This is a genomic window from Mycolicibacterium gadium (genome assembly GCF_010728925.1).
GTDB classification, from domain to species: Bacteria; Actinomycetota; Actinomycetes; order Mycobacteriales; family Mycobacteriaceae; genus Mycobacterium; species Mycobacterium gadium.
Genome location: NZ_AP022608.1, coordinates 5036360 through 5061545 on the forward strand (window position 1 = coordinate 5036360; position 25186 = coordinate 5061545).

Genomic DNA, 25186 nt, shown 5'->3' on the forward strand with positions numbered 1-25186 from the left:
GGGGCAGTATGGGGGGCGTGCCGCAGCTGGAGGAGGTTCTGGACGGATTGCACGTCGTCTCGCTGCCGATGCGAGTCCGGTTCCGCGGCATCACCGTTCGGGAGGTCGCGCTGATCGAGGGGCCGGCCGGCTGGGGAGAGTTCGGGGCATTCGTCGAATACGGGCCGCCCGAGGCGGCGCATTGGCTGGCATCGGCTATCGAGGGCGCCTACCGGGCGCCGCCCGATGTCCTGCGTGATCGCGTTCCAATCAACGCCACCGTGCCCGCCGTCGCTGCCGCGCAGGTGCCCGAGGTGCTGGACCGGTTTCCCGGCGCGCGCACCGCGAAGGTCAAGGTGGCCGAGCCCGGGCAGACCCTGGCCGACGACGTGGCACGCGTCAACGCCGTACGCGCACTGGTGCCGAGGGTGCGCGTGGACGCCAACGGCGGCTGGAGCGTCGACGAGGCCGCCCAGGCAGCCGCCGCGCTGACCGCCGACGGTCCGATCGAGTACCTCGAGCAGCCGTGTGCCACGGTGCCCGAGTTGGCAGAGCTGCGCCGCCGTGTCGACGTGTTGATCGCGGCCGACGAGAGCATCCGCAAGGCCGCCGACCCACTGCGCGTGGTGCGTTCCAAGGCCGCGGATGTCGCGGTTCTCAAGGTCGCGCCGCTGGGCGGCGTCGTCAGGATGCTGGAGATCGCCGGTCAGATCGACATCCCGATCGTGGTGTCCAGCGCGCTCGATTCCGCGGTCGGCATCGGCCGCGGACTGCTCGCGGCCGCCGCGCTGCCCGAACTCCCGTACGCCTGCGGCCTCGGAACCGGCGGCCTTTTCGTCGACGACATCGCCGAGTCCGCAGCGCCCGTCGACGGCTTCCTTTCTGTCGCGCCAGTCGTTCCCGACCCGGCTCGGCTGGCCGAGCTGGCCGCGGCGCCGGAACGTCGGCGTTGGTGGATCGACCGGATCCGCGCCTGCCACCCGCTGCTGTCCTAATTTGTGGGGACCGTGGCCTAGACGCCACCCGCGCGCTGGCCAACACTGAACACGTGCGATCGGTGGTGATCCTCGGCTTCCCGGGCGTCCAGGCTCTCGACCTGGTCGGCCCGTTCGACGTCTTCACCGGCGCCACCATGGCCCTAGCCGGCCAGGGCCGCGCGGACGAGGGATACACCGTCAGCGTCGTCACCCGCACCGGCGAACCCGCCGCCACCCACACCGGTCTCGCACTGGTCGCCCAGCCGTTCCCCGACCCGCGCGAGCCGATCGACACACTCGTGTTGCCCGGAGGCATGGGCGTCGACGATGCGCGACGGGATCCCGACACCGTCGGTTGGATTCGGATCGCCGCCGAGCAGTCGCGGCGCGTCGTCAGCGTCTGCACCGGCGCCTTCATCGCCGCGCAGGCCGGTCTGGTCGACGGTTGCGTCGCGACCACGCACTGGGCGTTCGCGTCTCAGCTGGCCGACGAGTTCCCGGCGGTGACCGTCGATCCCGAACCGATCTTTGTGCGCAGTTCCGAACAGGTCTGGACGGCGGCGGGCGTCACGGCGGGCATCGACCTGACCCTGTCGCTGGTCGAAGACGACTACGGCACCGACGTTGCGCAGACCGTGGCCCGCTGGATGGTGATGTACCTGCGGCGGCCCGGCGGCCAGACGCAGTTCGCCGCGCCGGTGTGGATGCCACGCGCCAAGCGGGCACCCATTCGCGACGTGCAGAACGCGATCGAGGCCGAACCCGGTGGTGCGCACAGTATTCCCGAGCTGGCACGGCGCGCGTCGATGAGCCCTCGGCACTTCACGCGGGTGTTCACCGACGAGGTGGGCGAGGCGCCGGGGGCATATGTCGAGCGGATCCGCACCGAGGCCGCCCGCAGGCAACTCGAGGAGACCGACGACACCGTGACGGTTATCGCGGCGCGTTGCGGCTTCGGTAGTGCCGAGACGTTGCGCCGCAATTTCGTTCGACGACTGGGCATTTCGCCCGACCAGTACCGCAAGACGTTCGCCTAGTAGAAAAGAGAGCTCCACATGTCCCAGCAGATCGCAATCATGGTGTACCCCGGCTTCACCGCCCTGGACTTCATCGGGCCCTACGAGGTGCTGCGTAACCTCCCCGACGCCGAGGTGCGGTTCGTGTGGCACGAACCCGGACCCATCACCGCTGACTCGGGAGTGCTGCTCGTCGGTGCGACGCACTCGTTCGACGAAACCCCCTCTCCGGACATCATTTTGGTGCCCGGCGGCATGGCGACGTTCGAGCACGCCCGCGACGAGAAGGTGCTCGACTGGGTGCGCAGGGCACACGAGACGTCCACGTGGACGACGTCGGTGTGCTCGGGCTCGGTGATCCTGGCCGCCGCGGGCATTCTCGAAGACCGCCGCGCCACGTCGCACTGGCTGTGCGTGCCGATGCTCAAGCCGTTCGGCGTCGAGCCTGTCGGCGACGAGCGGATTGTGCGCGAAGGCAAGATCGTGACCGCCGCGGGCGTGTCGGCCGGCATCGACCTCGCGATATGGCTGTTCGGTCAAATCTGCGGCGACGCCAAGGCGAAGGCCGTCCAGCTGGTCATCGAGTACGACCCCCAGCCGCCGTACGACTCCGGCCACGTGTCGAAGGCTTCGGCCGCGACCAAGGCGGCGGCCACCGCGGCGCTGAGCGTCGAGACCGTCAAGGGGCACCAGTTGACGCCGACGGTGCAGCTGCTGTGGGGTGCTGCCATCGACCGCGTGCGCGGCGGCCGCAAGAAAGCGATTTCGGTGCGCTAACAGTCGCTGACGGGCGTTGTCAAGCTGCGTGGAGTCGGTCGGGGTCGTTTTCGGGTGGGAGGTTGATGCCCACAGTGGCCTTGGGTGATTCGGTGTGCGGGCGTGCGCGGAATCGTTCGGGGTGGGTGTCGTAGTAGGCCTGGAGGGCGTGGTCGCGTTGGAGCCACCGCTGCGTCCATTGCCCGTCGTGGACCTCGGCGGGGGTGAACAGTGCGATCCCGCTGTGGCGGTGGTGCTGGTTGTACCAGGAGACATAGGAGTTTACCCAGGCCCGCGCGGCATCGAGATCATCGAAGATACCGGGATAGTTCGGCCGGTATTTCATCGTGCGGAATTCCGATTCGGAGAACGGGTTGTCATTGCTGACCCGTGGCCGGTTGTGGGTCTGAGCGATGCCGAGATCGGCGAGGAGGTCTTTGAGATCCGTCGAGCGCATCGCCGGCCCAGAATCGGCGTGCACGACTGCGGGCGACCCGTGGGTGGTGATCGCGGTCTGGAACATCTGCGTGGCGAGATCGTCGCTCTCGCGTTGCTCGACGCGCCAGCCCACGATCTTGCGAGAGAAGATGTCAATTATCGAGTACGCCTTGAACGCCACGCCCCGCCACGGGGTGCGCAGGTCGGTGATGTCCCAACTCCAGATCTGTTGCGGGCCGGTCGCTTTGAGTACTGGTGCCGGCCGCGGAATCTTGTTCGTCGAGCGGGTCGGGCAGATCGGACGAGCGCTTTGATCGACGATCGCGGCCGCGATACGCCACCAGGACCGCCGTGAGGCCAGCATCACCCGTCATCCCAAGCGGCGGCAAACGAATGGTCCACCGACGTGCCCGCCTGCCAGCCGGTGATGATCTTGTCCTGGATCACCACGCGGTCACCCGCGCAGATGCGCGCGGGGTAGGCCCGATCTTTCTGCGGCACCGGGTTACTCACCCGCGGCCGCGGCTTGCGGCGGTAATGCCACGTCGAACGCGACAACCCGATCATCGTCAGCGCCGGCGCTGGGATCTGATCGCGGCGCTCAGCTCGGCGACGAGTCCGTTCTCGCGCTCGAGGAATCGTCGAGATCGGTCATCGTCAGGGCTGCATCGGGCTCTTCGGCGTTCATCGCATGCAAGAGCCCGATAGCTTTTCCCAGGGCCTCGTTGGCGTGTTCGAGCTCGCGTACCCGCGCCTGTAGTCGAGCCACTTCGGCCTCGTCGCGCTCCTGTTTCGCCGTCTGCGCCATCGCCAGCGCCGATCGTTTCGCCGGGGGAACCGTCACACCACTACCTTCTCGCGGAATAAGCCCCCGGTCGAGATCACCGGCGAACACCGTGGCTTCCCACCGCCTCAACTGGCGCACCGATACCCCCTGAGCAGCACGCCAGGATCCCTTCTGACCATGAGGCAACAAGTGATACTCAATGACGAACTCATGAATCTCGGCAGAGCTGAACCCCGCACTGATCGACACAACCCAACCCCTTCACACTGGCCCAAACCGACTCACAACCAGCGTGGCAAAGAGGGTGAGCGAACGTTTGCGCACCGAAGCCGCTGAAGTACGGTCGGTGGCGTGGGAATTCCCGAGGTTCCGCCCAACCCGCCGTCAGCCATGGTCAGAGCCGGCGCGCGTCTCATGGCGACGGGCCCCATGCAGTCGTTCCTTCGCACGGTCGGCTGGCGCATCGACCGCGCGCTGATCAAGGCGAGCAAGGGCCACCTGTCGATGTCGATGGTCATGCCGGAGGTGCTGCTGACACATACCGGCGCGAAGTCCGGGCAGCAGCGCAGTACACCGCTGACGTATTTCACCGAGGGTGGCCGCGTCATCGTCGTCGCCTCCAACTACGGAGGCGTTCGGCATCCCGCGTGGTACCACAACGTCAAGGCCAATCCCCGCGTCACGCTCACGTCCCGCGGTCACCAGGGCACCTTCGTCGGCGAGGAAATGCTGGGCGCCGAACGCGACCGACTGTTCGAGCTCGCCGCCCAGTTCCTGCCGAACTATGCGGGCTACCAGAAGACGACGCAGGGTCGCCGCATCCCGGTGGTGGCGTTCACCGAGGTCGAGTGAGCAAGTAGCGTCGTCGGCGTGGATCTGGCGTACGACGACCGCGGTAAAGGCGATTCGGTGCTGTTCATCGCAGGTAGGGGCGGTGCGGGTCGCACCTGGCACCTGCATCAGGTGCCGGAGTTCCAGCGCGCGGGATACCGCTGCATCACCTTCGACAACCGGGGTATCGGCGCCACCGAGAACGAAGACAGTTTCGGCATCGAGGAGATGGTCGCCGACACCGCCGAGTTGATCGAGAAGCTCGACGCCGGACCTGCGCGCATCGTCGGGGTCTCGATGGGCTCCTACATCGCGCAGGAACTGATGCTGGCGCGTCCGGAGCTGGTCAGTGCCTCGGTGCTGATGGCCACCCGCGGTCGCCACGACCGGGCCCGCAGCTTCTTCCGCGACGCCGAGCGTGAACTCTACGACTCCGGCATCGAGCTGCCCGCCTCCTACGACGCGAAAATCCGTCTGATGGAGAGCTTTTCGCCGGCCACGCTGAACAACGACGACTTCGTCCGCGACTGGGCCGAGATGTTCACGATGTGGCCCACGAAGCCGTCGCCTGGACTGCGCTGTCAGACCGACGCCGGACCCACGACTGATCGGCTGCCCGCTTACCAAAGTATTACGACGCCCACGCTGGTCATCGGGTTCGCCGACGACATCGTGCTGCCTCCGCATCTGGGCCGTGAAGTCGCCAACGCCGTCCGTACCGGCTACTACCTGGAGATTGCCGATGCCGGTCACCTCGGATTCCTCGAGAAGCCGCAGGAAGTCAACGCCGCGGCGCTGAAATTCTTCGCCGATAGTCTGTAGTGGTGAACCCCTCGACTACGCAGGCCCGCGTGGTCGTCGACGAACTGATCCGCGGCGGCGTGCGTGATGTCGTGCTGTGCCCCGGTTCGCGCAACGCCCCGCTGGCGTTCGCGCTGCACGACGCCGACCGTGCGGGCCGGCTGCGCCTGCACGTACGCATCGACGAACGCACGGCCGGCTTCCTGGCGATCGGCCTCGCCGTCGCCGAGCGCGCGCCGGTGTGCGTCGCGATGACGTCCGGTACAGCCGTGGCCAACCTCGGTCCGGCGGTGGTGGAGGCCAACTACGCGCGGGTGCCGCTCATCGTGCTGAGCGCCAACCGGCCGTACGAATTGCTGGGTACCGGAGCGAACCAGACGTTCGAGCAGCTGGGCTACTTCGGCACGCAGGTCCGCGAGAGCATCAGCCTCGGCCTCGCCGAGGACAGGCCTGATCAAATGGACGCACTCAACGCGCAGTGGCGATCGGCGACATGTCGAGTCCTGGTGGCCGCCACCGGATCTCGTTCGGCCAATGCGGGACCCGTGCAGTTCGACATTCCGCTGCGCGAACCGCTGGTGCCCGGCGTCGACGATCTAGCGTCGGTTTACGCGCCGCAAGGACGGCCGGACGGCAAGCCGTGGACGTACACGCCGCCGGTCACCTTCGATCAGCCGCTCGACATCGACCTGACGCCGGACACGGTCGTCATCGCCGGCCACGGTGCCGGTGTACACCCGAACCTCGCTGCGCTCCCGACCGTCGCGGAGCCGACGGCGCCGCCGGCCGCCAACCCGCTGCATCCATTCGCCCTGCGGCTGGTGCGGCCGAAGCAGGTCATCATGCTGGGCCGCCCGACGCTGCACCGGCCGGTGTCGACGCTGCTGGCCGATCCGGCGGTCCCGGTCTACGCGCTGACCACGGGCCCGCGCTGGCCCGACGTTTCGGGGAACTCGGCCGCCACCGGAACCCGCGCCGTGACCAGCGGAGAACCCGATCCCGCCTGGTTGGCGCGCTGCGAGGAGGTCAATAGGCACGCTGTGGACGCGGTTCGGGCCCAGTTGGAGGCCCATCCGCTCAAGACGGGACTCCATGTGGCGGCTGCCGTCGCCGACGCGGTTCGCACCGGCGACCAGTTGGTGCTCGGCGCGTCGAACCCGGTTCGGGATGCCGCGCTCGTCGGCCTCAACACCCAGGGCTTGAAGGTGCGGTCAAACCGCGGAGTCGCCGGGATAGATGGCACGGTGTCGACGGCGATCGGCGCCGCCCTTGCGCATGACGGCAGGACCCTCGCGCTGATCGGTGACCTGACATTCGTGCACGACAGCTCCGGGTTGTTGATCGGTCCGACCGAGCCCACGCCACGCAATCTGACCATCGTCGTGTCGAACGACAACGGCGGCGGCATCTTCGAACTGCTCGAGCAAGGCGATCCGCGGTTCTCCGACGTGTCGTCGCGGATATTCGGTACCCCGCACGATGTGGACGTCGGCGCGTTGTGCCGGGCGTATCACATCGACAGCAGGCAGATCGAGGTCGATGGTCTGGTTGAGGCGCTCAACGAGCCGTTCGACGGTATGCGGGTACTGGAGGTGAAGGCCGACCGGTCGTCGCTGCGGGCTCTGCACGCGTCGATCAAGGCTGCACTGTGAGCCGAGCGAACGAGATTGCCCTGTGAGCCGCGTTATCGCGTTGTGGCGCAAGCTGGTTCCGCGACTATCGCCCGACCCCACCGAGACGCGGGCGCAGCGCGTGTTCCGGCGGATCCGCATCGGAATCGTGCTCGTCGCATGCCTGGTGACGCTGCAGTCGGTGCTCATGGTACTGGGCGCGTGGCGTAACGACCGGCAGATCGAGCGGCACATGGGCGTGGCCGCCGCCGAGGTGCTCAGCGCCGGACCGCGACGGTCGACCATCGAGTTCGTGACGCCCGACCGCGTGACCTATCGCCCCGAGCTGGGTGTGCTGTACCCGTCCGAACTGGAGACGGGTATGCGGATCTACGTCGAATACGACACGAACAACCCGGATTTGGTACGGGTCCGGGATCGCAACGCCTCGCTGGCGATCATCCCGGCCGGTTCCATCGCGGTGGTCGGCTGGCTCATCGCGGTGGCGGCACTGGCGGGCCTGGCTTATTGGGAGCGCCGCCGCGACGTACGGCCGGTTTCTGTGCAGAAGGTCGGATAGACCTCAGGTCTGCATCAGCGTGTTCAGCCAGTCGTTGTCGTAGATATCGATCTTCTCGTCGGTCTGCGGGTCGTAAACCGTTGGTGTGCCGGTGTTCAGCGGATCGATCTCGTACAGGTACTCGAAGTTGGCGGCGTCCATGTCTTTGGTGTTGATCGCCGAACCCGCATCGGCGATGCGATTCGCGACGGTGTCCGGCATGCCCGCCGTCTTCGCCATGTCGGCCATTTCGTCGTCGGTGGGGCCGGGGCCACCCTTGGTCCGTTGCTGGTGTGCGTACAGTTCCTCGACGAAGCGCTGGAACTGCGTTCCCGTCGCATCGCCCTCGGCGGCAAGGAACAGCGCGTTGCTCACATTCGCCGAGTAGCCGCCGCCTCCGCTGTCCAGGAATGTCAAGGGTCGATAGGTGATCTTCAACGCCCCGACGCCGATGTAGTACGCGAACTGATCGCCGAAATCGGCCTGCAGATCCGCGCAATGGGAACACTGCGGCTCGGTGAAGATCTCGATGCGGGTCGGCGCGTCCTCGTATCCCGCGACGATGCCGTAGCCGTCTTCGCTCAAGGTCAACGGAGGTTGCACGGGATCGCGGAGCGCAGTGCCGGTCACCTGCGTAGTGCAGCCGGTGACGATCAGCACCGCAGCGATGGCCACCGACGCTAGCCGGGGAATCCGCATGTCCACCGCCTTTCTTTGAGCGCAGAGTACTTGAAAACGCCGATCTGGAGAATCCGTTCATCGGCACGAGCTATTTGCGTGACATATCCCTGCAGGAAACCTTGACGACAGCCGCCGATGGGACTCTCGAGGCGTGCGCGTTGCAATCGTCGCAGAGTCGTTTCTCCCGAATGTCAACGGCGTCACCAACTCGGTGCTTCGGGTGCTCGAGCATCTCCGCGGCACGGGTCATGAGGCCCTCGTCATCGCACCCGACACCCCGCGGGGTGAGCCGGCGGCCGACAAGATCTACGAAGGGATCCGGGTGCACCGGGTGCCGTCGCGGATGTTCCCGAAAATCACGTCGCTGCCGCTCGGCGTGCCGCGTCCCCGCATGGTGAGTGTGTTGCGCGGGTTCGACCCCGATGTCGTGCACCTGGCCTCGCCGGCTCTGCTCGGTTGGGGTGGCATGCTCGCCGCGCGTCACCTCGGCGTGCCGACAGTCGCCGTATTCCAAACGGATGTCGCGGGTTTCGCAGAGAGCTATGGCATGGGCTTTGCGTCCAGGGCGGCTTGGGCGTGGACGCGGATGGTTCATACCCGCGCCGACCGAACACTGGCGCCGTCGGCCGCTGCGATGGAAAACCTGACGGCGCATCGCATCCCACGGGTGCACAAGTGGGCGCGCGGTGTCGACATCACCGGCTTTGCGCCGTCGGCACGCGACGAGAGCCTGCGCAGCCTGTGGTCCCCGCGGGGTAAGCCGATCGTCGGATTCGTGGGCCGGCTGGCGCCTGAGAAGCACGTCGAGCGGCTGGCGGCACTGTCGGAGCGCGACGACCTTCAGGTGGTCGTCGTCGGTGACGGCATCGACCGTGCAAAGCTCGAAACCGTGCTGCCGTCAGCTGTTTTCACCGGTGCGCTGTACGGCGCAGAGCTGGCCGCCGCGTACGCGAGCATGGATGTCTTCGTCCACCCCGGCGAGCACGAGACCTTCTGTCAGGCGGTGCAGGAGGCGATGGCCTCGGGGCTGCCGGCGATCGCACCCGATGCCGGCGGTCCGCGTGATCTCGTCACTCCGTACCGCACCGGACTGCTGCTGTCGGTCGACGAGTTCGAGGCCAAGTTGCCTGCGGCCGTCGACCATCTGATCGCCGAACGGCAGCGCTACTCGGTGGCGGCGCGCCGCAGCGTGCTGACCCGGACGTGGCCTGCGATCTGCGACGAGCTGCTCGGACACTACGACGAGGTCATCGGCCTGCGCCGCCTCAAAGCCGCCTAATTTCTTGGACGAGCAGACGCAAAAGTGCCCTTTTCGCGTGCGATTTGGGCAGGTTTACGTCTGCTCGCGCCGGCAAACCTAGCCCTGGGCCTCGATCGACACCGGCTGCCATTCCTCCCAGGTAGCCAGCCGGCTTTCGTAGTCGGCTTTGGCGAGCCGCAGCGGAAGCTCACCGAAAAAGATTCGCAGCGGCGGCTTTTCGGCGTCGACGAGCTTGAGTACCGCGGCTGCCGACGCCTTCGGGTCACCGGGCTCCGAGACGCGCTCGCTGCGTAACCGGTCCGCTTCTTCATGCACCACTTTGTAGTCAGGGTGCGGTGTGGACCGCTTCGAGGACGAGCCCGCCCAATCGGTCGAGAACCCGCCGGGTTCGATCAGCGTCACATGAATGCCGAACGGCGCGACCTCCTGCGCCAGCGACTGAGAGAATCCTTCCAGGGCCCACTTCGAAGCGTGATATATGCCGACGTTCTGGAACGCGGTGATACCGCCGATCGACGACACTTGGATGATGTGTCCGCTGCGCTGCGCCCGCAGGTAGGGCAGCGCCGCCTGGGTGACCCACAGGGCACCGAACACGTTGGTCTCGATCTGGTCGCGCGCCTCCTGCTCGGTCAGCTCCTCGATGAAACCGAAGTGGCCGTAGCCCGCGTTGTTGACGACGACGTCGAGCCGACCGAAGTGATCGTGCGCCTGTTTCACCGCGGCGAAGTCCGCGGCGCGGTCGGTCACGTCGAGTTGGATCGGCAGCAGCGCGTCCCCGAATTTCGCGACCAGTTCGTCCAGCGTCGACGTGTTCCGCGCCGTCGCCGCTACCTTGTCGCCGCGCTCGAGTGCCGCGATGGCCCACTCTCGCCCGAAGCCCCGCGATGTACCGGTGATGAACCAAACTTTTTCCGCCATGTGCGGATTAATGCCCGCTGGGGCGCATTCCATTCCCGGCGCCAGGATGCTGACAGGTAGCGTCGCCGTTGTGAACCGCGCGACGCTGGACAAGGATCCCCACGAGGTCGCATCGATGTTCGACGGGGTGGCGCGCCGCTATGACCTCACGAACACGGTGTTGTCTCTCGGGCAGGACCGCTTCTGGCGACGCGCGACGCGCGAGGCGCTGCGTATCGGCCCTGGTGACACGGTGCTCGACCTGGCCGCCGGCACCGCCGTCTCGACCGTGGAGCTCGAGACCTCGGGGGCATGGTGCGTGGCCGCGGACTTCTCCGTTGGCATGCTCGCCGCGGGCAGTGCGCGCAAGGTGCCCAAGGTCGCCGCCGACGGGACAAAGCTGCCGTTCGGCGACGCCGTGTTCGACGCGGTGACCATCAGCTTCGGGCTGCGCAACATCGTCGACCACGGCGCTGCGCTCCGTGAGATGGCCCGGGTGACCCGGCCGGGCGGGCGGCTGGTGGTGTGCGAGTTCTCGACGCCGACGAACCGGCTGTTCGCGACGGCCTACAAGGAGTACCTGATGCAGGCGTTGCCGCGGATGGCGAGCGCGGTGTCGTCGAATCCCGACGCCTACGTCTACCTCGCCGAGTCGATCCGCGCGTGGCCCGATCAGCCCGACCTCGCGCGACACATCGCCGACGCAGGCTGGTCGGCGGTGCGGTGGCGCAACCTGAGCGGCGGCATCGTGGCGCTGCACGCTGCGACCAAACCTTCACGGTAAAGCGCGCGTTCACAACTGCCGACCGTTGTACGGTCGCGCCATGGCCTATGGACGTCACGCTGATCCGGATTCGACACTCGCCACCGATCCCCGCTCCGACCCGCGAATGGTCAAGGCGCTCGCCGAGTTCGGGCTTGACGGTCGGCTACCGCCGATTGAGCTGGCCGTCGACGCACCCCTCGAGGAGCGGCTGGCGTTTGCCAGGATGAGCGAAGAGGGGATGGGCGCGATCTTCGACGTGTTCGCGCAATCAGCAACCGCGGCCGAGGGTGTCACCACCACGACCACCACAGTCACCGGTGACGACGGCAACGACATCACGCTCTACATCAGCAGGCCCGACGGCGCCGATGGTCCGCTACCGGGCGTCGTGCACCTGCATGGTGGCGGCATGGCGATCGGCGCCGCCGCGGATATCGGATACCTGATGCTGCGCGAACATCTCGCTGCCACAGGGGTTGTCGTGATCGGTGTGGAGTTCCGCAACTCCGGCGGCAAGCTCGGACCCCACCCGTTCCCCGCGGGTCTGAACGACTGCGCGGCCGCGGTCCGATGGGCTGCCGCCAACCGCGGCGAGCTCGGCATCGCGCAGCTGATCGTGTCCGGCGAGTCCGGTGGCGGCAACCTCACGCTGACCGTCGCACACAAGGCGAAGCGGGAAGGCTGGCTGGGCGAAATCGCCGGCTTCTACGCGCAGTGCCCCTACATCTCGAACCGCTGGCTCGAGGACTGTGAGGACCTGCTGTCGCTCACCGAGAACGACGAGTACTTCGTCACGTGCCACCAACTGGCACTGCTCGGCTCCCTCTATGACCCCACCAACAGCCATAGCGACGACGCAGCCTGCTGGGCCGCGGTCGCCACCGATGACGAATTGGCGGGCCTGCCGCCGCATGTCATCTCGGTCAACGAGTTGGACCCGCTGCGCGACGAGGGACTGCAGTACTACCGCCGGCTCCTGCAGGCGGGGGTCCCGACGGTGGGCCGGGTCGTCGCGGGCACGTGCCACGGTGGCGACCTGTTGCTGCCCGATGTGATGCCGGAGGTGTTCCACGCCTCGATCCGGGACGTGAGCGGGTTCGCGAAGTCGCTCGGGGGCTAGCCGAGGGTCAGAGGGTTGGAGCCGAGCCCGGGCACGACCACTTCACCCATGCCCTGCTGTGGTGACTGGGTGCGTTGCTGTTGTTGCCGCTGCTGATCGAAGGGCTGGCAGACGCCGACAGACGTGACCTTTTCGCACGGGCCGGCCGGCGCGGCGCTGGCAATCGTGGCCGTGCCCATCGCGGCGGCTGCAATGGCCGTTGCCGCGAGTGCTGATCGAACTGTCAGCTTGCGCATCGTGGATTCCTTCCGCCGATGCTTGTGGGAACGCCGGTGCACTCCAGAGTAATCCCGCGGAGCGTTTGAAAATAGGTCCTCTAGCTGGGCTTACATTTAGCTGGGCTGTGCAAATCGCCCGCTCCAGCAAAGGTTTTCACGGCCCCCTCGTCAGCGCGCTGGGCGGCGCGCGCGCCAAATCGCCGCCGTCTGCTCGCCGACCTCCGGGTCGTGGGTCTGCTGAAAGTTGCGACCTCCTCGCGCGAACGTCGCAAGCACTGCGGAGGGAACCTCCGGTTCGAGCACCGGCTCGGCGATCCACCGGCACGGCCGAACATGAACGAGATCGACGGCGGCCCCGGCATCGTCGTAGAACAGGGGTCCCTCGATGCGGCCGAGCCAGAAGAGACCGTCGGCGTCGCGAGTCCACACGAACGATCCGTCGGCCACGTCGGCGAAACGCGCGACGCGGCGGTCGAGACGATCGTCAGCGCCCGCGTCGCCGAAGCCGACGACCCCCTTCGCCAGTGCGCGACCCACCGTCGATCGAGGATCGATGTCGTCGCGGCGGGACCGCATCGGTGCGCGGTAGACCTCGGGCATCCGCGCTATTCTGCTCTCGAAATGGCGACCTTCAAGCGATATCTGATGTTTCAGGCCATGATGTTCGTCTTCGGCATCGTCGGCCCGATCTTCCTGATCATGTTCTTCGCGTCACCGCCCGATCCCGAGCTGCGCTGGGCGTACTGGTGGGGTCTGTTCATCACCGCGGCCGACATCCTGATTGCCTTGTGGCTCACCGGTTCAACGGGCGACGACAAGACTCCCAAGGACGTCAAATTCGCGATGGCCCTGCAGAGGCGCAAGCAGCGCAATGGCATCGGTGAGGGTTAGCCCGTGAAATCCTCGATGACCTGATATCCGGCGTTGTAGCCGGGGGTGAAGGTGATTCCCGGCCCGCCGTGACAGCCGGCCCCGCCGAGGTAGAGCCCGTCGATCGGAATCGGCATGTCCAGGAAGCCTTTCGGCCCTGGCCGGTTGGGCCCCATCAGATCTGGATGCAGCAGACCGTGGCAGAAGTCCCCGGACGGCGCGGCGAACATGGTGTCCATGTGATACGGCGCGAAGGTGATATGCCGTATCTGGATATCGCGGAAATTAGGCGCATATCGGGTGATCTTGTCGATGACTTTCTCGGCCATCTCGTTCTTGAGCTTGCGGGTGTCCCGACTGTTCTCGACGGGTAGCGCGTAAGCGAAGGCACTGGCGGCATGCTTTCCCGGTGGCGCCATGCTGGGGTCGTGCACGGACGGGATCTGCATGCCCATCGACGGGTTGTCCGGCACAATCCCGCGCCGGCATTCGTCCCACTGGCGCTGTTGTTCCTCTGGCGAATTGAAGATCGCCACCGACCCGAGCATCTCGGGATCATTGAGGAAGTCGTACGGCGGCGCGAATTCGGGGAGGCCGTCAAGGGCGAAGTGCAGTTGGACAAACGATGCGCGGTGGTCACGGCCGCTGATGCGGGTGACCAGGTCGGCGGGCAGCAGGTCGGCTCCCACCAGGTCGACGAGGGTGTAGTCCGGCGACAGATTCGAAACCACCACCGGCGCGCTGATCTCAGATCCGTCGCGTAGGCGAACCCCGGTGACGCGGTCATCGGACACCAGGATGCGCTCCACTTTTGTGCGATAACGGATTTCACCGCCGGAGGACAGAAACAACTCACGGAGATGGTCGCAGAGCGCGCCGATGCCGCCTTCGAGCTTGGTCATCATGGCGGTCGTGTCGTCGGGCACCGCCAATGCCCACGCCAGACACGTTGCGCTGCCCGGGGTGTAGGGCCCCCGGTAGGTCGAGTTGATCGCGAGAAACGCCAGCATGCCGCGTAACACCGCGTGCTTCTCCTTGTCGGGAAGGTAGCGGTCGATGGCGTCCATTGCGGAGCCGAACATGACATCGTGGATCGCGGTGCGTTCGGCCTCGTTGGCCGCACACGCGTACATCTCGTCAAGTGTTTTCGGCGGTGTGCGAACGTCGAAGCGGCCCAACGCCTTTGCCGGACCCTGCGACCACCCGATCAACCCAGCCATCCCGGCGACCGCCTCCATGCCGTGTTTGTCGGCCAGATGAGTCATGAATTTCATGGGGTCGCGGTAGAAGATCAGCGGCTCCTCGCCGGCGTCGCCGAGATTCACCGACTGCACGTCGGCGTCCACGGTCGGCAGGGTGTCCAGCCCCAGCTCCTTGGCGATCTGCGGCGGCATCGGGAACTGCACCGAGCCCGCGATCTCGTAGCGGAACCCCTCGATCAGCTCGACCGTCGCCGCCATCCCGCCGCTGTAGGTGTTGGCCTCCACGCACAGCGTGCGCATTCCTGCCTGCTGTAACACGGCCGCCGCCGTCAGCCCGTTATGTCCGGCGCCGACGACGATCGCGTCGTATTCGCTCATGGCCCATTCCCTTCGCCTGGCACCCGTCCCAAAAATATGTCAGTACTGACATGAATTTTCAAGGCTCGGCTACCATCGGGCCACGATGACCTCCGCTCCCAACCTGCATGAGCAGCGGCGACGCGCGACCCGTGAGGCACTGCGGCGGGCCGCGCTGGCCAGCTTCGCGGACAAGGGGTTCGCCCATGTGACGGTCACCGAGCTGGCGCGCGAGGCCGGAGTCACCGAGCGGACGTTCTTCCGGCATTTCCCCACCAAGGAAGCGGTGCTGTTCCAGGACTACGAGACGCAGGTGGAGTGGCTGGCCGAAGCGTTGGAGCAGCGACCGCCCACGGAATCCTTGTTCGACGCGGTGCTCGCAGGCATCGTCAGCTTCCCGTTCGACATCGAGGTGGTCCGCCAGGCCGCGACCGCCAGGGCGGAATTGATCAGCGCCGAGCGGATCGCCGGGCACCTACGGGTCGTGCAGTCCTCGTTCGCCGCTGTGTTGACCGAGTTCATCAGGAACCGATACCGGGATGTCGCCGACATCGACCTCGTCGCCGACGTGGCCGGGGCGGTGGTCGCCGCGGCGCTGGTGACGGCCGTCGAGCACTGGGGTCGCAACGGCTGCTCCGGTGACCTCGGCGAGATCACGGCGCGATCGATGAACCTCATCCGATCGGGCCTTGCGCCGCTGTCCTGATTCGCCGCGGCGATCCGTCTAGCTGAACGGGGGTCGTTCGTCGATCCGACGCGAGGCCGCACCCGCACGCCGCCACAACCGCGCAACCCAGTCCGCGTCCTCGTCGGTCACGAAGTTGCCCATCACGCGCACCGCGATCGTCATGAGGAACGACGAGCGCATCGCGAGCGGACCGGTCGCGGGCAAAAAGCGCGGGATGGTCAGCAGCAGCCCGAGCCGTCGCGCCACCGAGAAACCCTGCGCGTAGTGCGCCGACAGCACCGCGGGCCATGCCGACGTGAAGTCGCCGGTGCCCAGCAGCTCGGCCGCCAGCCTTCCGGTTTCCAGCCCGTAGTCGATGCCCTCGCCGTTGAGCGGGTTGACGCAGGCCGCGGCGTCACCGATCAGCATCCAGTTCGGCCCGGCCACCCCGGATACCGCACCGCCCATCGGCAATAACGCCGACAGACCCGCGCGCGGCGCTCCGTCGAAGCCCCATTCCTCGCGGCGCAGGTCGGTGTAATACGCCATCAGCGGACGCAGTGCGGCGTCGGCCGGCCGTTTGGACGTCGCGAGCGCGCCGACACCGATGTTCACCTCGCCGTTGCCCAGCGGGAAGATCCAGCCGTAGCCGGGCAGCACCTCACGTTCGGGTGAGCGCAGTTCGAGATGCGACGTGATCCACGGTTCGCTCGCGCGCGGCGTGCCGATGTACCCGCGGATGGCCACGCCGTACACCGTCTCCTTGTGCCACTCACGACCGAGCACGCGTCCCAGCGTCGAGCGGGCGCCGTCGGCGACGATCAGCTCGCCGCAGCCGATCTCGGCGCCGTCGTCCAGCACCAGCGACGTCACTCGTCCCGACGAATCATGATGGACATCAACGGCTTTGGCGCCAAGCATCATCTTGGCGCCCTCATCGACCGCCACCATGCGGATGCGGTCGTCGAGTTCGGTTCGCGGGACCGCGCTCGAGGTGGCGGGGAACGACGGACCCGGCCACTCGATTTCGACGTCCGCGCCGAACCCCGACATCCGCAACCCGCGGTGTCGCACGCGTCCGTCCAGCCACGCACCGAGCCCGAGGTGCTCCATCTCCTGGACCGCGCGCGGTGTCAGGCCGTCGCCGCACGCTTTGTCGCGCGGGAACTGCGCCGAATCGATCACCAGCACGTCGCGCCCGGCCCGGCACGCCCACGCCGCCGCGGCGGAACCGGCGGGTCCGGCCCCGACGACCACCACGTCGGCTCGCGTATGCATAGCTCCCAGTATGTTGGCAGGGTGAGGACACCGGCGAGTGTGGTGGCAGGCGTCGACTTCGGAGACCCCGCCTTTGCGCAGGATGTGCGCGAGGCCGTGGCCCGAATCGAAGATTTGATGGCCACTGAGCTGGGCAAAGCCGACGAACTGATGTCCGCGGCCGTCCAGCACCTGTTCCAGGCGGGCGGCAAGCGGTTCCGTCCGCTGTTCACGGTGTTGGCGGCGCGCCTCGGCCCCGAACCCGATGCGTGGCAGGTCGACGTGGCAGGCGCCGTCATCGAGCTGGTGCACCTGGCGACGCTGTACCACGACGACGTGATGGACGAGGCTCAGGTGCGTCGCGGTGCGCCGAGCGCGAACGCGCGGTGGAGCAACAACATCGCGATCCTGGCGGGTGACTATCTGTTCGCGACGGCATCGCGGCTGGTTTCCCGGCTGGGTCCGGAGGCGGTGCGCGTGATCGCCGACACGTTCGCCCAGCTGGTCACGGGCCAGATGCGGGAAACCCGCGGCGCGGCCGACCATGTCGACTCCGTCGAGCACTACCTGAAGGTGGTGTACGAGAAGACCGCCTGTCTGATCGCGGCGTCCGGCCGGTTCGGGGCGACGTTCTCCGGTGCCGACGAGGAGCAGATCGAACGGTTGAGCCGCCTCGGCGGCATCGTCGGCACGGCGTTCCAGATCTCCGACGACATCATCGACATCGACAGCGATCCAGACGAATCCGGCAAGCTGCCCGGCACGGACCTGCGCGAAGGCGTGCACACGCTGCCGGTCCTCTACGCGCTGCGGGAGACCGGCCCGGACGCCGACCGGCTGCGTGAGCTGCTCGCGGGCCCCGTCGAGAACGACGACGACCTCGCCGAGGCGCTGCGCCTGCTGCGTGCCTCGCAGGGCATGGTGAAGGCCAAGCAGACCGTCGCCGAGTACGCCGCACAGGCACGCGAGGAGCTGGCGAACCTGCCCGAGAGCCCCGGGCGCCAGGCGTTGGCGACGCTGGCCGACTACACGGCCAATCGGCACGGCTGACGGAGCGGAACTTGCACAGCCGGGCTAAGCGTTAAACGGGCATGACCTGGCATCCGCACGCCAACACGGCCAAGACGTTCCTGCTGCTCGCAGGCTTTTCTGCGCTGATCGTGTTCATCGGGGCGTTGTTCGGGCGCAACATCATGTTTCTGGCCGTCCTGTTCGCCGTCGGCATGAACGCCTACGTGTACTTCAACAGCGACAAGCTGGCGTTGCGGGCGATGCATGCGCAGCCGGTGAACGAGATGCAGGCGCCGGTGATGTACAAGATCGTGCGCGAACTCGCGACCACGGCGCGTCAGCCGATGCCGCGGCTCTATATCAGCGACACCGCGGCCCCGAACGCGTTCGCGACGGGGCGCAACCCGCGCAATGCCGCCGTGTGTTGCACGACCGGGATCCTGGGCATCCTCAACGAGCGGGAATTGCGCGCGGTGCTCGGCCACGAGCTCAGCCACGTCTACAACCGCGACATCCTCATCTCGTGTGTGGCCGGCGCCATGGCCGCGGTCATCACCGCGCTCGCCAACATCGCCTTCTTCGCGAGCATGTTCGGTGGTAATCGCGACGGTGGTACCAATCCCTTTGCCATTCTTCTTGTTTCGCTGCTCGGTCCGATCGCCGCGACGGTGATCAAGTTGGCTGTTTCGCGGTCGCGTGAATACCAGGCCGATCAGTCGGGAGCCGAGCTGACGGGCGATCCGCTGGCGCTCGCGAGTGCGCTGCGCAAGATCAGCATGGGCGTGCAGCAGGCCCCGCTGCCGCCGGAGCCTCAGCTCGCCGATCAGGCGCACTTGATGATCGCCAACCCGTTCCGGGCGGGCGAGAAGATCGGCAAGCTCTTCTCGACGCACCCGCCGATGGAAGATCGCATCGCCCGGCTGGAGGCGATGGCCGGCCGCGGCCCGGACCGCTACTGAGTGCGATTTCGGTGCGCAAACGTTCGCTCAGCGACGGTTGGCGCACCGAAGTCGCTGATGGGTAACGTCGCCACCCTGACCGGCGATGACATGGGCATGCTGCGAGTCACAACCGCACCATCTAGGGTGTGGACCGTGCTGAACAGAATGCTGATCGGCGTCGTGGCGTCTGCGGGGGCGGCCCTCATCGGAGCACCGGGCATCGCGATGGCCCAGCCGCCGGCACCGCCGCCACCGCCACCCCCACCGAACGTGAACGCGTACGCGCCGGTGAAGCTGTCGGAGTACCAGGTGATGGACAACCAGTGGTACGCCTTCAAGACGCCCGACGGCCTGACCTGCGTCCTGCAACGCAACGGCGGCTACGGCTGCAGCGGCGCGATCCCCGGGGCGCCGGAAGGCGCGAACCTGGTCAGTGGTGGTCCCGGCGTCCCGTCGTTCGCCAACTCGGCAGGGGATGTGTTCGCCAACGTCAACGCCAAGCCGCTGCCCGCGGGTTCGCGCCTGAGCTATCAGACGGTCAGCTGCGGGAGCGACGGGTCGGTGACCACCTGCGCCGACAGCCGCAACCAGTCCGGGTTCGTGCTCAGCCCGGCGGGCAGCTTCATCATCAACGGCGGCGTCAACCCGCTGCTGGATCGGCCCGAGGGCACCAACCCGTACTTCAACTGAGCACCGCGCTAGAACCCCGCGCCGTATACCTCGTGGCCGGGCTTCTCGGCCATCAGGCCGCGGTACGCCTCCTCGACGTTGGAGCCGTGGTTGATGACGCCGTCGACCTCGCGCGCGATCGGCATTGCGATGCCGTACTTTTCGGCGAACTCCATGATCACGCTGGCGGCCTTCACGCCCTCGGCGACCTGGTTCATCGAGGCGATGATCTCTTCGATCGACTTGCCCGCGCCGAGCTGCTCACCGACATGGCGGTTGCGGCTGCGCTGTGAGGTACACGTGACGATCAGGTCGCCCATGCCCGCGACACCGGCGAACGTGTCGCGATGTCCTCCCACGGCCTCGCCGAGCTTGGACATCTCGCGCAACGCGCGGGCGATCACCATCGCGCGCGTATTCTCGCCGATCCCAAGGGAATAGCCCATACCGACCGCGATGGCATAGACATTCTTGAGCGCACCCGCCATCTCGACACCGACGACGTCGTCGGTGGTGTAGGTACGAAACCGTCTGGTGCGGAACAAATCCGCGAGGTTTGCCGCGAGACGCTGATCGGGCATGGCGAGCACCGCGGCCGCGGCGTAGCCCTCGGCCACCTCTCGGGCGATGTTCGGTCCGGCCAGGATGCCCGCCGGATGTCCGGGCAGCACCTCGTCGACGATCTGGCTCATCCGGTAATTCGTGCCTTGCTCGAGACCCTTGACCAGAGACACCACCGGCACCCACGGTCGTAGCTCCCTGGCGAGTTCGGTCAGCACCCCGCGGAAGCCGTGCGACGGCACTCCCATCACGATGACGTCAGCACACTCGGCGGCTTCGGAGAAGTCGGTGGTGGCCTTGAGTGTGTGCGCCAGCTCGACCTCGTTGCCCAGGTACTTGGCGTTGCGGTGCTTGTCGTTGATGTCGTCGGCGGTCTCCTGGGAACGCATCCACTGCAGCGTCGGCCCGCGCCTCGCGCAGATGGACGCCACGGTGGTGCCCCATGAGCCTCCACCGAGGACGACGACTTTGGGTTCGCGTTGCGCAGGTGCCATGCCGATCAGGGTATGACTGTCGGCGAGCCGCGCGGACCGGTTTGTGGCGACTGAATGCGGGTAGATCCTCTGGCGAGTCCCACGTTCGTCGTCTGGCTCGCACAACCCGACCGAGAGGCGCATCATCAGCAGCATGAGGCGAGACGTCGGCGCGCAGCTCGAAGTCCAGGTGCTCGCGCCGACCGAACTGGAGTTTCAGATCGCCGTCGCACCGCACGTCAATGCTCACGTGTCGGAATCGTTGTCCTTCGTGTTGGACGGAAAACCTCTGCAGCCCTTGGAGATAAGCGGAACGCACGGCAACAGGATCCACAAGATTGACGTTGCAGGCGGATTGCTGAGGGTCGACTATGCCGCGACCGTCACCGGCCGAGCTGATCCGCCGCCGGTCACCGAGTACGAGAAGTCGGTGTACCTGAGGCCGAGCCGCTACGCGGAGGCCGACAAGTTCTTCGGGTTCGCGGCAACGGAATTCGGCAACTACGTCGATTCGGCGACGCTGCTGGAGAAGGTGTCGTCCTGGGTGGGTACGCGGCTGAACTATGTGCCCGGGTCCAGCGACCCGATCGACGGCGCGGCGGACACGTTGCTCGCCGGCGCCGGAGTCTGCCGCGACTTCGCGCACCTGGCGGTGGCGTTGCTGCGAGCCGTGTTCGTCCCGGCCCGCGTTGTGTCGGTGTATGCGCCGGGTCTGTTCCCCATGGACTTTCACGCGGTGGCCGAGGCGTTCGTCGAGGGGCAGTGGCGCGTCGTCGACGCCACCCTGCTGGCGCCGCGGCAGACACTGGTCCGCATCGCCACTGGACGCGACGCCGCCGACACCGCCTTCCTGGACAACCACAGGGGCGGGATCAACCTGAACTGGATGTCGGTGACCGCCGTCACCGACGGCGACCTGCCGAGGGACCCGATCGGCGAACTGGTGTCGATCGGCTAGGGGTCAGCGGTAGTTGACGAACTGCAGGGCGACATCCAGGTCGGAGCCCTTGAGCAGGGCGATGACGGCCTGCAGGTCGTCGCGCTTCTTCGACGACACCCGGATCTCGTCGCCCTGGATCTGAGCCTTGACGCCCTTGGGGCCCTGGTCGCGGATGATCTTGGTGATTTTCTTGGCGTCCTCGCTGCTGATGCCCTGCTTCATCGAGCCGCTGACCTTGAAGGTCTTGCCCGAAGCCTGCGGCTCGCCGACGTCGAAGGCCTTCATGGAGATGTCGCGGCGGATCAGCTTCTCCTTGAAGACGTCGATCGCCGCCTTGACCCGCTCCTCGGTCGAGGACGTGATGACGACGGTCTCCTCGCCCTGCCAGGCGATGGAGGTGTCGGTGCCGCGGAAGTCGTAGCGCGTGGACAGCTCCTTGGCCGCCTGGTTCAGTGCGTTGTCGGCCTCTTGACGGTCGACCTTGCTCACGACGTCGAACGATGAATCCGCCATTGGACTCGGCCCTCCTGGTCTCTGGTGCGTTTTCGTCTTAGCACCATCCTCGTTGTACCCTGCTATTCGCACCAAACCGGTACCCGGGTGGTGCAGCACCCAGGCAGGTTGCCCGAGCGGCCAATGGGAGCGGACTGTAAATCCGTCGGCTTACGCCTACGCAGGTTCGAATCCTGCACCTGCCACCCTGGTCAGGCCCCCTTACGAGGGGGCCTGACTGTGTTCAGCGGGTCGCCCGTCCGCAGTTCGTCCGCAGCAGAATCGACGGCGACCGCAGCTACATGCCCATCTTGAGTCCGGCGCCGGCGTCGACGAACAGTTGTTGTCCGGTGACGAATCGGGCCTCGTCGGAGGCGAGGTACACCACCGCGTGTGAAATGTCCTCCGGTTCCACCCAAGGCGTCGGCATCGCTTGCAATATCGGGAACACCGCCTCGGCATCCTCACGTGTCGGTTCCGAAAGATCGGGCCGGAAGACTTTGTACATAGGCACGTTGTGAAGCATGTCGGTGTTCACGTTCGTAGGGTGAACGGCGTTGATACGTACGCTGTGCGGGGCCATCGTGAGGGCTAGCGCCTTCGTATAGTCACGCACCATCTTCTTCGCCATTCCGTAACCCGCCCCGCCTGGTCCTTGAGGACCGCCACCAGTCGCGAGATCCTTCTGCTCGACAAGTCCGGCGATGGAACCCGTCACAATCACCGAGCCGCCTGCAGTCAGGTGATCGAGGCCGACATGGATCGTGTTGACGACTCCGACGAAGTCAACGTCGAATGCGTCGATAAAGCCTTGATAAGGAATGTGATTGCCCTGTGGGCAGATTCCTGCGTTCGCCACGACAACGTGCAGACCACCCAATTGTGCAACGGCGTCGTCCAGCGCCGATTTGAGACCTGCGCGGTCGCGCACGTCGACGACAGCCGTGACGACACGCTGACCGGACTTCTCGATGAGCTTCGCTGTTTCGTCCAAGTCCTCGCGAGTGGCAAGGGGGTACTCGTTGGACTCGATGTCGGCGCAGATGTCGACGGCGATGATGTCTGCGCCCTCATCTGCGAGGTGGACGGCGTGGCTCCGTCCCTGTCCGCGGGCCGCTCCGGTGACGAGAGCTACCTTGCCCTTGAGTCGGTTCATATGTGCCTCCGTTGAATATGTTCGGTCATTGATATCTGAGCAGCAGGCGACTGTCGGCCGGTTCGTTGGAAGAACCGCCGCTGTCTAACCAAAGCTTGCCTGCATGTGTTCGCCCATGGCGGCCACCACCTCAGCCCTCGGCAGACGCGCATTGGCTGCAAAGTTCGCCTCGATATGATCGCTCGCATATCCCCGTGGGCCGGTGCCGAATACTTCATAGAAACGGGCTGCGCACTCCTCCGGGCTTTGGGCGCCGGCGGCACGCAAGTTCGATTCGACCTCAGGGGTGACGTTCATGTTTCGGCGGTACTCAGGGGTCAGGGTCGTGCCGATGACGTACCCCATGACGTCGACGCCGGAACCGCGCAGCTCGTCCCACAGACCCTCCGCGAGAAGCAATTCGTACGCCTTGGCCGCCCCATATGCGGCGAAGATGCGCAAGCCCTGCAGTGCACCACCGGACGAACACAGCGCAATACCGCCGCGCCGCCGTTCGACCATCTTGGCGGCGAGTGATTTGGTGAGCAGGGTGGGGACCGTGCAATTCATGTAGACATTGCGCACGAGTTCGTCATCGGGGGTATCGAGGAACAACCCGCGCGGCTCGGCGGCGGCGTTGTAGATGAAGAGGCCGATTTCGAGATCTTCGACGCCGTCGAGCACACGGCTTGTCGCATCGGGGCCGCTGAGATCCACCGACAGCGTGCGGGTCTGGACACCGTGAGTTCGCTCGACGTGGGCGGCGACATTGGCCAGCTTCGATTCGGAGCGCGCGATGAGCACGACGTTGCATCCACGCTCCGCGGCACCGCTGGCGAGCGCGGCCCCAGACCCTCCGATGCGCCGGCGACCAGCGCCCAAGGCCCATATTTGTCTTTGAACGACATCCATCACTCCCGGGTATCTCCGAGTGAAACAATAGAGCATTATGTGTCTAGTCGTATAGTGCCTGTGCGTACCTTGCGAGGAGGTCTGATGGTCCTACGCCGTGATGCGGTGTCACTCGCTGGTCACATTGCCGTCGTGACTGGCGGCGGAGGAGGCATCGGCAGAGCAATAGCAGCAGCGTTCACCGAGTTCGGAGCCAAGGTGGCGGTGTGGGAGAAGGACGCGGCGTCGGCGGCCGATGCCGCGACTGAGGTCGGCGGGCTTGCTTGCGTGACCGACGTCCGCGATCCCGACCAGGTCGACGCTGCTCTGGCGGCGACGGAGGGTGAACTCGGCACGCCGACGATTCTGGTGAACAACGCTGGCGGCGTTTTCTGGTCAGGTCTCCTCGAAACGTCTCCCAACGGCTGGGATTCGTTGATCCGAATCAACCTGACGCAGGTGATTCTGTGCACCCAGCGGGTGGCTCGCGCCATGGTCGACGCGCAACTGGGCGGGAGCATCATCAACGTCAGCACGATCGAAGGCGTTCGTGCAGCACCCGGCTTCGCCGCGTACGCGGCAGCGAAGGCGGGGGTATTCAATTTCACCAAGACGTCGGCGCTTGAACTCGCACCACACGGTATTCGGGTCAATGGTCTGGCGCCCGACTTCACCCTCACCGAGAGCCTGCGCCGAATGGCACCCAACGGCGAGGAGAATGCCAAGCTCATGGTGCCACTCGGTCGGGCTGGCCATGTCGACGAGATGGCCGGCGCCGCACTGTTTCTCGCCAGCGACCTGAGCTCCTACGTGACCGGCCAAACGCTGCACGTCGACGGTGGGACCAGCGCAGCCGGTGGGTGGTATCACCATCCCGACAGCGGGCAGTACGTGCTCGGACATGTCCCATGAAGAGCATTTGATTCGAGTCCAGAGCGGAGCGCGTGTTGCCGTCACGCGTGGGAGGAGGGGAATCGGCTTCGAGGTGGCGAGCCGATTTACCGAAGCCGGCGCCATTGT

The 25186-nt window shown here is 66.3% G+C and carries 30 protein-coding genes and 1 tRNA gene; 18 read left to right on the forward strand and 13 right to left on the reverse strand.

Annotation, left to right across the window (positions count from 1 at the left end; translation table 11 throughout):
* Window positions 1-8 precede the first annotated feature (8 nt).
* The 3 genes from G6N36_RS24935 (at window position 9) to G6N36_RS24945 (ending at window position 2749) form a co-directional block, all read left to right on the forward strand.
* Complete coding sequence (locus G6N36_RS24935; protein ID WP_163689422.1) at window positions 9-974, forward strand: o-succinylbenzoate synthase; 966 nt, start codon at window positions 9-11, stop codon at window positions 972-974.
* 62 nt (window positions 975-1036) lie between these two features.
* Window positions 1037-1993, forward strand: coding sequence for a GlxA family transcriptional regulator (locus G6N36_RS24940; protein ID WP_163690890.1), 957 nt, complete (start codon window positions 1037-1039; stop codon window positions 1991-1993).
* 18 nt (window positions 1994-2011) lie between these two features.
* The gene (locus G6N36_RS24945; protein WP_163689423.1) at window positions 2012-2749 is read left to right on the forward strand and encodes a DJ-1/PfpI family protein; all 738 of its coding nucleotides are present in this window, start codon (window positions 2012-2014) and stop codon (window positions 2747-2749) included.
* A 19-nt stretch (window positions 2750-2768) separates the two neighbouring features.
* On the opposite strand, the gene G6N36_RS24950 is transcribed toward G6N36_RS24945, so the two are convergent.
* The 3 genes from G6N36_RS24950 to G6N36_RS24960 are packed head-to-tail and all read right to left on the reverse strand — an operon-like array spanning window position 2769 to window position 4202.
* Window positions 2769-3530 carry a DDE-type integrase/transposase/recombinase gene (locus tag G6N36_RS24950; protein ID WP_163689424.1) on the reverse strand — a complete coding sequence of 254 codons (762 nt, stop codon included), beginning with the start codon at window positions 3528-3530 and terminating at the stop codon, window positions 2769-2771.
* Complete coding sequence (locus G6N36_RS24955) at window positions 3530-3724, reverse strand: hypothetical protein (protein ID WP_163689425.1); 195 nt, start codon at window positions 3722-3724, stop codon at window positions 3530-3532. The genes G6N36_RS24950 and G6N36_RS24955 overlap by 1 nt, the downstream gene beginning before the upstream one ends.
* Before the next feature lie 43 nt (window positions 3725-3767).
* Window positions 3768-4202, reverse strand: a complete 435-nt coding sequence (locus G6N36_RS24960; protein ID WP_163684331.1) for a hypothetical protein — start codon at window positions 4200-4202, stop codon at window positions 3768-3770.
* A gap of 102 nt (window positions 4203-4304) precedes the next feature.
* Here G6N36_RS24960 and G6N36_RS24965 point away from each other — a divergent pair, with 102 nt between their 5' ends.
* Genes G6N36_RS24965 through G6N36_RS24980 form a run of 4 tightly spaced genes read left to right on the forward strand, consistent with a single transcriptional unit; the run spans window position 4305 to window position 7775 of the window.
* Window positions 4305-4805, forward strand: a complete 501-nt coding sequence (locus G6N36_RS24965; protein WP_163689426.1) for a nitroreductase family deazaflavin-dependent oxidoreductase — start codon at window positions 4305-4307, stop codon at window positions 4803-4805.
* A gap of 18 nt (window positions 4806-4823) precedes the next feature.
* Window positions 4824-5606: an alpha/beta fold hydrolase gene (locus G6N36_RS24970; protein WP_163689427.1), complete on the forward strand. Its 783-nt coding sequence runs from the start codon at window positions 4824-4826 to the stop codon at window positions 5604-5606.
* A 2-nt stretch (window positions 5607-5608) separates the two neighbouring features.
* Window positions 5609-7237 carry a 2-succinyl-5-enolpyruvyl-6-hydroxy-3-cyclohexene-1-carboxylic-acid synthase gene (gene menD / locus G6N36_RS24975; RefSeq protein WP_163689428.1) on the forward strand — a complete coding sequence of 543 codons (1629 nt, stop codon included), beginning with the start codon at window positions 5609-5611 and terminating at the stop codon, window positions 7235-7237.
* 22 nt (window positions 7238-7259) lie between these two features.
* The gene (locus tag G6N36_RS24980) at window positions 7260-7775 is read left to right on the forward strand and encodes a DUF3592 domain-containing protein (protein WP_163689429.1); all 516 of its coding nucleotides are present in this window, start codon (window positions 7260-7262) and stop codon (window positions 7773-7775) included.
* Window positions 7776-7778: 3 nt separating this feature from the next.
* Here G6N36_RS24980 and G6N36_RS24985 read toward each other — a convergent pair whose 3' ends face one another.
* On the reverse strand, window positions 7779-8453 hold the full coding sequence (locus G6N36_RS24985; RefSeq protein WP_163689430.1) for a DsbA family protein: 675 nt from the start codon (window positions 8451-8453) through the stop codon (window positions 7779-7781).
* Between the two features lie 133 nt (window positions 8454-8586).
* On the opposite strand from G6N36_RS24985, the gene G6N36_RS24990 reads away from it, so the two are divergent.
* Entirely contained in the window at window positions 8587-9714 is a 1128-nt protein-coding gene (locus G6N36_RS24990) for a glycosyltransferase family 4 protein (RefSeq protein ID WP_163689431.1), read from the forward strand.
* A gap of 78 nt (window positions 9715-9792) precedes the next feature.
* Here G6N36_RS24990 and G6N36_RS24995 read toward each other — a convergent pair whose 3' ends face one another.
* Window positions 9793-10617 (reverse strand): SDR family oxidoreductase, encoded by an 825-nt coding sequence (locus tag G6N36_RS24995; protein WP_163689432.1) that lies wholly within the window; start codon window positions 10615-10617, stop codon window positions 9793-9795.
* A 70-nt stretch (window positions 10618-10687) separates the two neighbouring features.
* On the opposite strand from G6N36_RS24995, the gene G6N36_RS25000 reads away from it, so the two are divergent.
* Both G6N36_RS25000 and G6N36_RS25005 read left to right on the forward strand, forming a co-directional pair.
* Window positions 10688-11380: a demethylmenaquinone methyltransferase gene (locus G6N36_RS25000; protein WP_163689433.1), complete on the forward strand. Its 693-nt coding sequence runs from the start codon at window positions 10688-10690 to the stop codon at window positions 11378-11380.
* A gap of 40 nt (window positions 11381-11420) precedes the next feature.
* Window positions 11421-12482, forward strand: coding sequence for an alpha/beta hydrolase fold domain-containing protein (locus G6N36_RS25005; RefSeq protein ID WP_163689434.1), 1062 nt, complete (start codon window positions 11421-11423; stop codon window positions 12480-12482).
* Here the strand turns inward: G6N36_RS25005 and G6N36_RS25010 are convergent.
* Window positions 12479-12718 carry a hypothetical protein gene (locus tag G6N36_RS25010; RefSeq protein WP_163689435.1) on the reverse strand — a complete coding sequence of 80 codons (240 nt, stop codon included), beginning with the start codon at window positions 12716-12718 and terminating at the stop codon, window positions 12479-12481. The two genes, G6N36_RS25005 and G6N36_RS25010, sit on opposite strands and share 4 nt — an antisense overlap.
* Window positions 12719-12868: 150 nt before the next feature.
* Complete coding sequence (locus tag G6N36_RS25015) at window positions 12869-13300, reverse strand: GAF domain-containing protein (RefSeq protein WP_179964867.1); 432 nt, start codon at window positions 13298-13300, stop codon at window positions 12869-12871.
* 21 nt (window positions 13301-13321) lie between these two features.
* On the opposite strand from G6N36_RS25015, the gene G6N36_RS25020 reads away from it, so the two are divergent.
* Window positions 13322-13591: a hypothetical protein gene (locus G6N36_RS25020; protein WP_163689436.1), complete on the forward strand. Its 270-nt coding sequence runs from the start codon at window positions 13322-13324 to the stop codon at window positions 13589-13591.
* Here the strand turns inward: G6N36_RS25020 and G6N36_RS25025 are convergent.
* On the reverse strand, window positions 13588-15150 hold the full coding sequence (locus G6N36_RS25025) for a phytoene desaturase family protein (protein ID WP_163689437.1): 1563 nt from the start codon (window positions 15148-15150) through the stop codon (window positions 13588-13590). The two genes, G6N36_RS25020 and G6N36_RS25025, sit on opposite strands and share 4 nt — an antisense overlap.
* An 85-nt stretch (window positions 15151-15235) precedes the next feature.
* On the opposite strand from G6N36_RS25025, the gene G6N36_RS25030 reads away from it, so the two are divergent.
* The gene (locus G6N36_RS25030; RefSeq protein WP_163689438.1) at window positions 15236-15835 is read left to right on the forward strand and encodes a TetR/AcrR family transcriptional regulator; all 600 of its coding nucleotides are present in this window, start codon (window positions 15236-15238) and stop codon (window positions 15833-15835) included.
* A gap of 18 nt (window positions 15836-15853) precedes the next feature.
* On the opposite strand, the gene menJ is transcribed toward G6N36_RS25030, so the two are convergent.
* Window positions 15854-17074, reverse strand: a complete 1221-nt coding sequence (gene menJ / locus G6N36_RS25035; RefSeq protein WP_163689439.1) for a menaquinone reductase MenJ — start codon at window positions 17072-17074, stop codon at window positions 15854-15856.
* A gap of 21 nt (window positions 17075-17095) precedes the next feature.
* Between menJ and grcC1 the strand changes: the two genes are divergently transcribed.
* The 3 genes from grcC1 to G6N36_RS25050 all read left to right on the forward strand — a co-directional run bounded on the left by grcC1 (window position 17096) and on the right by G6N36_RS25050 (window position 19695).
* A complete protein-coding gene (gene grcC1 / locus G6N36_RS25040) occupies window positions 17096-18103 on the forward strand; it encodes a nonaprenyl/(2E,6E)-farnesyl/geranylgeranyl diphosphat synthase (protein WP_179964868.1) in 1008 nt (335 codons plus the stop codon).
* A 41-nt stretch (window positions 18104-18144) separates the two neighbouring features.
* Entirely contained in the window at window positions 18145-19023 is an 879-nt protein-coding gene (gene htpX, locus G6N36_RS25045) for a zinc metalloprotease HtpX (protein ID WP_163689440.1), read from the forward strand.
* Window positions 19024-19170: 147 nt separating this feature from the next.
* On the forward strand, window positions 19171-19695 hold the full coding sequence (locus tag G6N36_RS25050; protein ID WP_372512429.1) for a hypothetical protein: 525 nt from the start codon (window positions 19171-19173) through the stop codon (window positions 19693-19695).
* An 8-nt stretch (window positions 19696-19703) separates the two neighbouring features.
* Here G6N36_RS25050 and G6N36_RS25055 read toward each other — a convergent pair whose 3' ends face one another.
* Window positions 19704-20729 carry an NAD(P)H-dependent glycerol-3-phosphate dehydrogenase gene (locus tag G6N36_RS25055; RefSeq protein ID WP_163689441.1) on the reverse strand — a complete coding sequence of 342 codons (1026 nt, stop codon included), beginning with the start codon at window positions 20727-20729 and terminating at the stop codon, window positions 19704-19706.
* Window positions 20730-20862: 133 nt separating this feature from the next.
* Between G6N36_RS25055 and G6N36_RS25060 the strand changes: the two genes are divergently transcribed.
* On the forward strand, window positions 20863-21666 hold the full coding sequence (locus tag G6N36_RS25060; RefSeq protein ID WP_163689442.1) for a transglutaminase-like domain-containing protein: 804 nt from the start codon (window positions 20863-20865) through the stop codon (window positions 21664-21666).
* Window positions 21667-21669: 3 nt separating this feature from the next.
* On the opposite strand, the gene G6N36_RS25065 is transcribed toward G6N36_RS25060, so the two are convergent.
* Window positions 21670-22161 carry a YajQ family cyclic di-GMP-binding protein gene (locus G6N36_RS25065; protein WP_163689443.1) on the reverse strand — a complete coding sequence of 164 codons (492 nt, stop codon included), beginning with the start codon at window positions 22159-22161 and terminating at the stop codon, window positions 21670-21672.
* A 102-nt stretch (window positions 22162-22263) separates the two neighbouring features.
* Here G6N36_RS25065 and G6N36_RS25070 point away from each other — a divergent pair.
* Window positions 22264-22346: transfer RNA gene (locus G6N36_RS25070), tRNA-Tyr, on the forward strand.
* Window positions 22347-22438: 92 nt separating this feature from the next.
* Here G6N36_RS25070 and G6N36_RS25075 read toward each other — a convergent pair.
* Together G6N36_RS25075 and G6N36_RS25080 are read right to left on the reverse strand one after the other, a co-directional pair.
* Window positions 22439-23296 carry a mycofactocin-coupled SDR family oxidoreductase gene (locus tag G6N36_RS25075; RefSeq protein WP_163689444.1) on the reverse strand — a complete coding sequence of 286 codons (858 nt, stop codon included), beginning with the start codon at window positions 23294-23296 and terminating at the stop codon, window positions 22439-22441.
* 84 nt (window positions 23297-23380) lie between these two features.
* A complete protein-coding gene (locus G6N36_RS25080; protein ID WP_308205960.1) occupies window positions 23381-24223 on the reverse strand; it encodes an SDR family NAD(P)-dependent oxidoreductase in 843 nt (280 codons plus the stop codon).
* 48 nt (window positions 24224-24271) lie between these two features.
* Between G6N36_RS25080 and G6N36_RS25085 the strand changes: the two genes are divergently transcribed.
* Window positions 24272-25078: an SDR family NAD(P)-dependent oxidoreductase gene (locus G6N36_RS25085; RefSeq protein WP_163689446.1), complete on the forward strand. Its 807-nt coding sequence runs from the start codon at window positions 24272-24274 to the stop codon at window positions 25076-25078.
* Window positions 25079-25186: the final 108 nt, after the last annotated feature.

Coding starts and splice junctions, on each gene's coding strand:
- G6N36_RS25030 (WP_163689438.1), top strand. CDS start 15,236: ATGACCTCCGCTCCCAACCTGCATGAGCAGCGGCGACGCGCGACCCGT.
- G6N36_RS24985 (WP_163689430.1), bottom strand. CDS start 8,453: ATGCGGATTCCCCGGCTAGCGTCGGTGGCCATCGCTGCGGTGCTGATC.
- G6N36_RS25085 (WP_163689446.1), top strand. CDS start 24,272: ATGGTCCTACGCCGTGATGCGGTGTCACTCGCTGGTCACATTGCCGTC.
- G6N36_RS24945 (WP_163689423.1), top strand. CDS start 2,012: ATGTCCCAGCAGATCGCAATCATGGTGTACCCCGGCTTCACCGCCCTG.
- G6N36_RS25080 (WP_308205960.1), bottom strand. CDS start 24,223: ATGCTCTATTGTTTCACTCGGAGATACCCGGGAGTGATGGATGTCGTT.
- menJ (WP_163689439.1), bottom strand. CDS start 17,074: ATGCATACGCGAGCCGACGTGGTGGTCGTCGGGGCCGGACCCGCCGGT.
- G6N36_RS25075 (WP_163689444.1), bottom strand. CDS start 23,296: ATGAACCGACTCAAGGGCAAGGTAGCTCTCGTCACCGGAGCGGCCCGC.
- G6N36_RS25060 (WP_163689442.1), top strand. CDS start 20,863: ATGAGGCGAGACGTCGGCGCGCAGCTCGAAGTCCAGGTGCTCGCGCCG.
- G6N36_RS25015 (WP_179964867.1), bottom strand. CDS start 13,300: ATGCCCGAGGTCTACCGCGCACCGATGCGGTCCCGCCGCGACGACATC.
- G6N36_RS25065 (WP_163689443.1), bottom strand. CDS start 22,161: ATGGCGGATTCATCGTTCGACGTCGTGAGCAAGGTCGACCGTCAAGAG.
- G6N36_RS25025 (WP_163689437.1), bottom strand. CDS start 15,150: ATGAGCGAATACGACGCGATCGTCGTCGGCGCCGGACATAACGGGCTG.
- G6N36_RS25050 (WP_372512429.1), top strand. CDS start 19,171: ATGCTGATCGGCGTCGTGGCGTCTGCGGGGGCGGCCCTCATCGGAGCA.
- G6N36_RS25020 (WP_163689436.1), top strand. CDS start 13,322: ATGGCGACCTTCAAGCGATATCTGATGTTTCAGGCCATGATGTTCGTC.
- G6N36_RS24935 (WP_163689422.1), top strand. CDS start 9: ATGGGGGGCGTGCCGCAGCTGGAGGAGGTTCTGGACGGATTGCACGTC.
- htpX (WP_163689440.1), top strand. CDS start 18,145: ATGACCTGGCATCCGCACGCCAACACGGCCAAGACGTTCCTGCTGCTC.
- G6N36_RS25010 (WP_163689435.1), bottom strand. CDS start 12,718: ATGCGCAAGCTGACAGTTCGATCAGCACTCGCGGCAACGGCCATTGCA.
- G6N36_RS24995 (WP_163689432.1), bottom strand. CDS start 10,617: ATGGCGGAAAAAGTTTGGTTCATCACCGGTACATCGCGGGGCTTCGGG.
- G6N36_RS24950 (WP_163689424.1), bottom strand. CDS start 3,530: ATGCTGGCCTCACGGCGGTCCTGGTGGCGTATCGCGGCCGCGATCGTC.
- G6N36_RS25055 (WP_163689441.1), bottom strand. CDS start 20,729: ATGGCACCTGCGCAACGCGAACCCAAAGTCGTCGTCCTCGGTGGAGGC.
- G6N36_RS25005 (WP_163689434.1), top strand. CDS start 11,421: ATGGCCTATGGACGTCACGCTGATCCGGATTCGACACTCGCCACCGAT.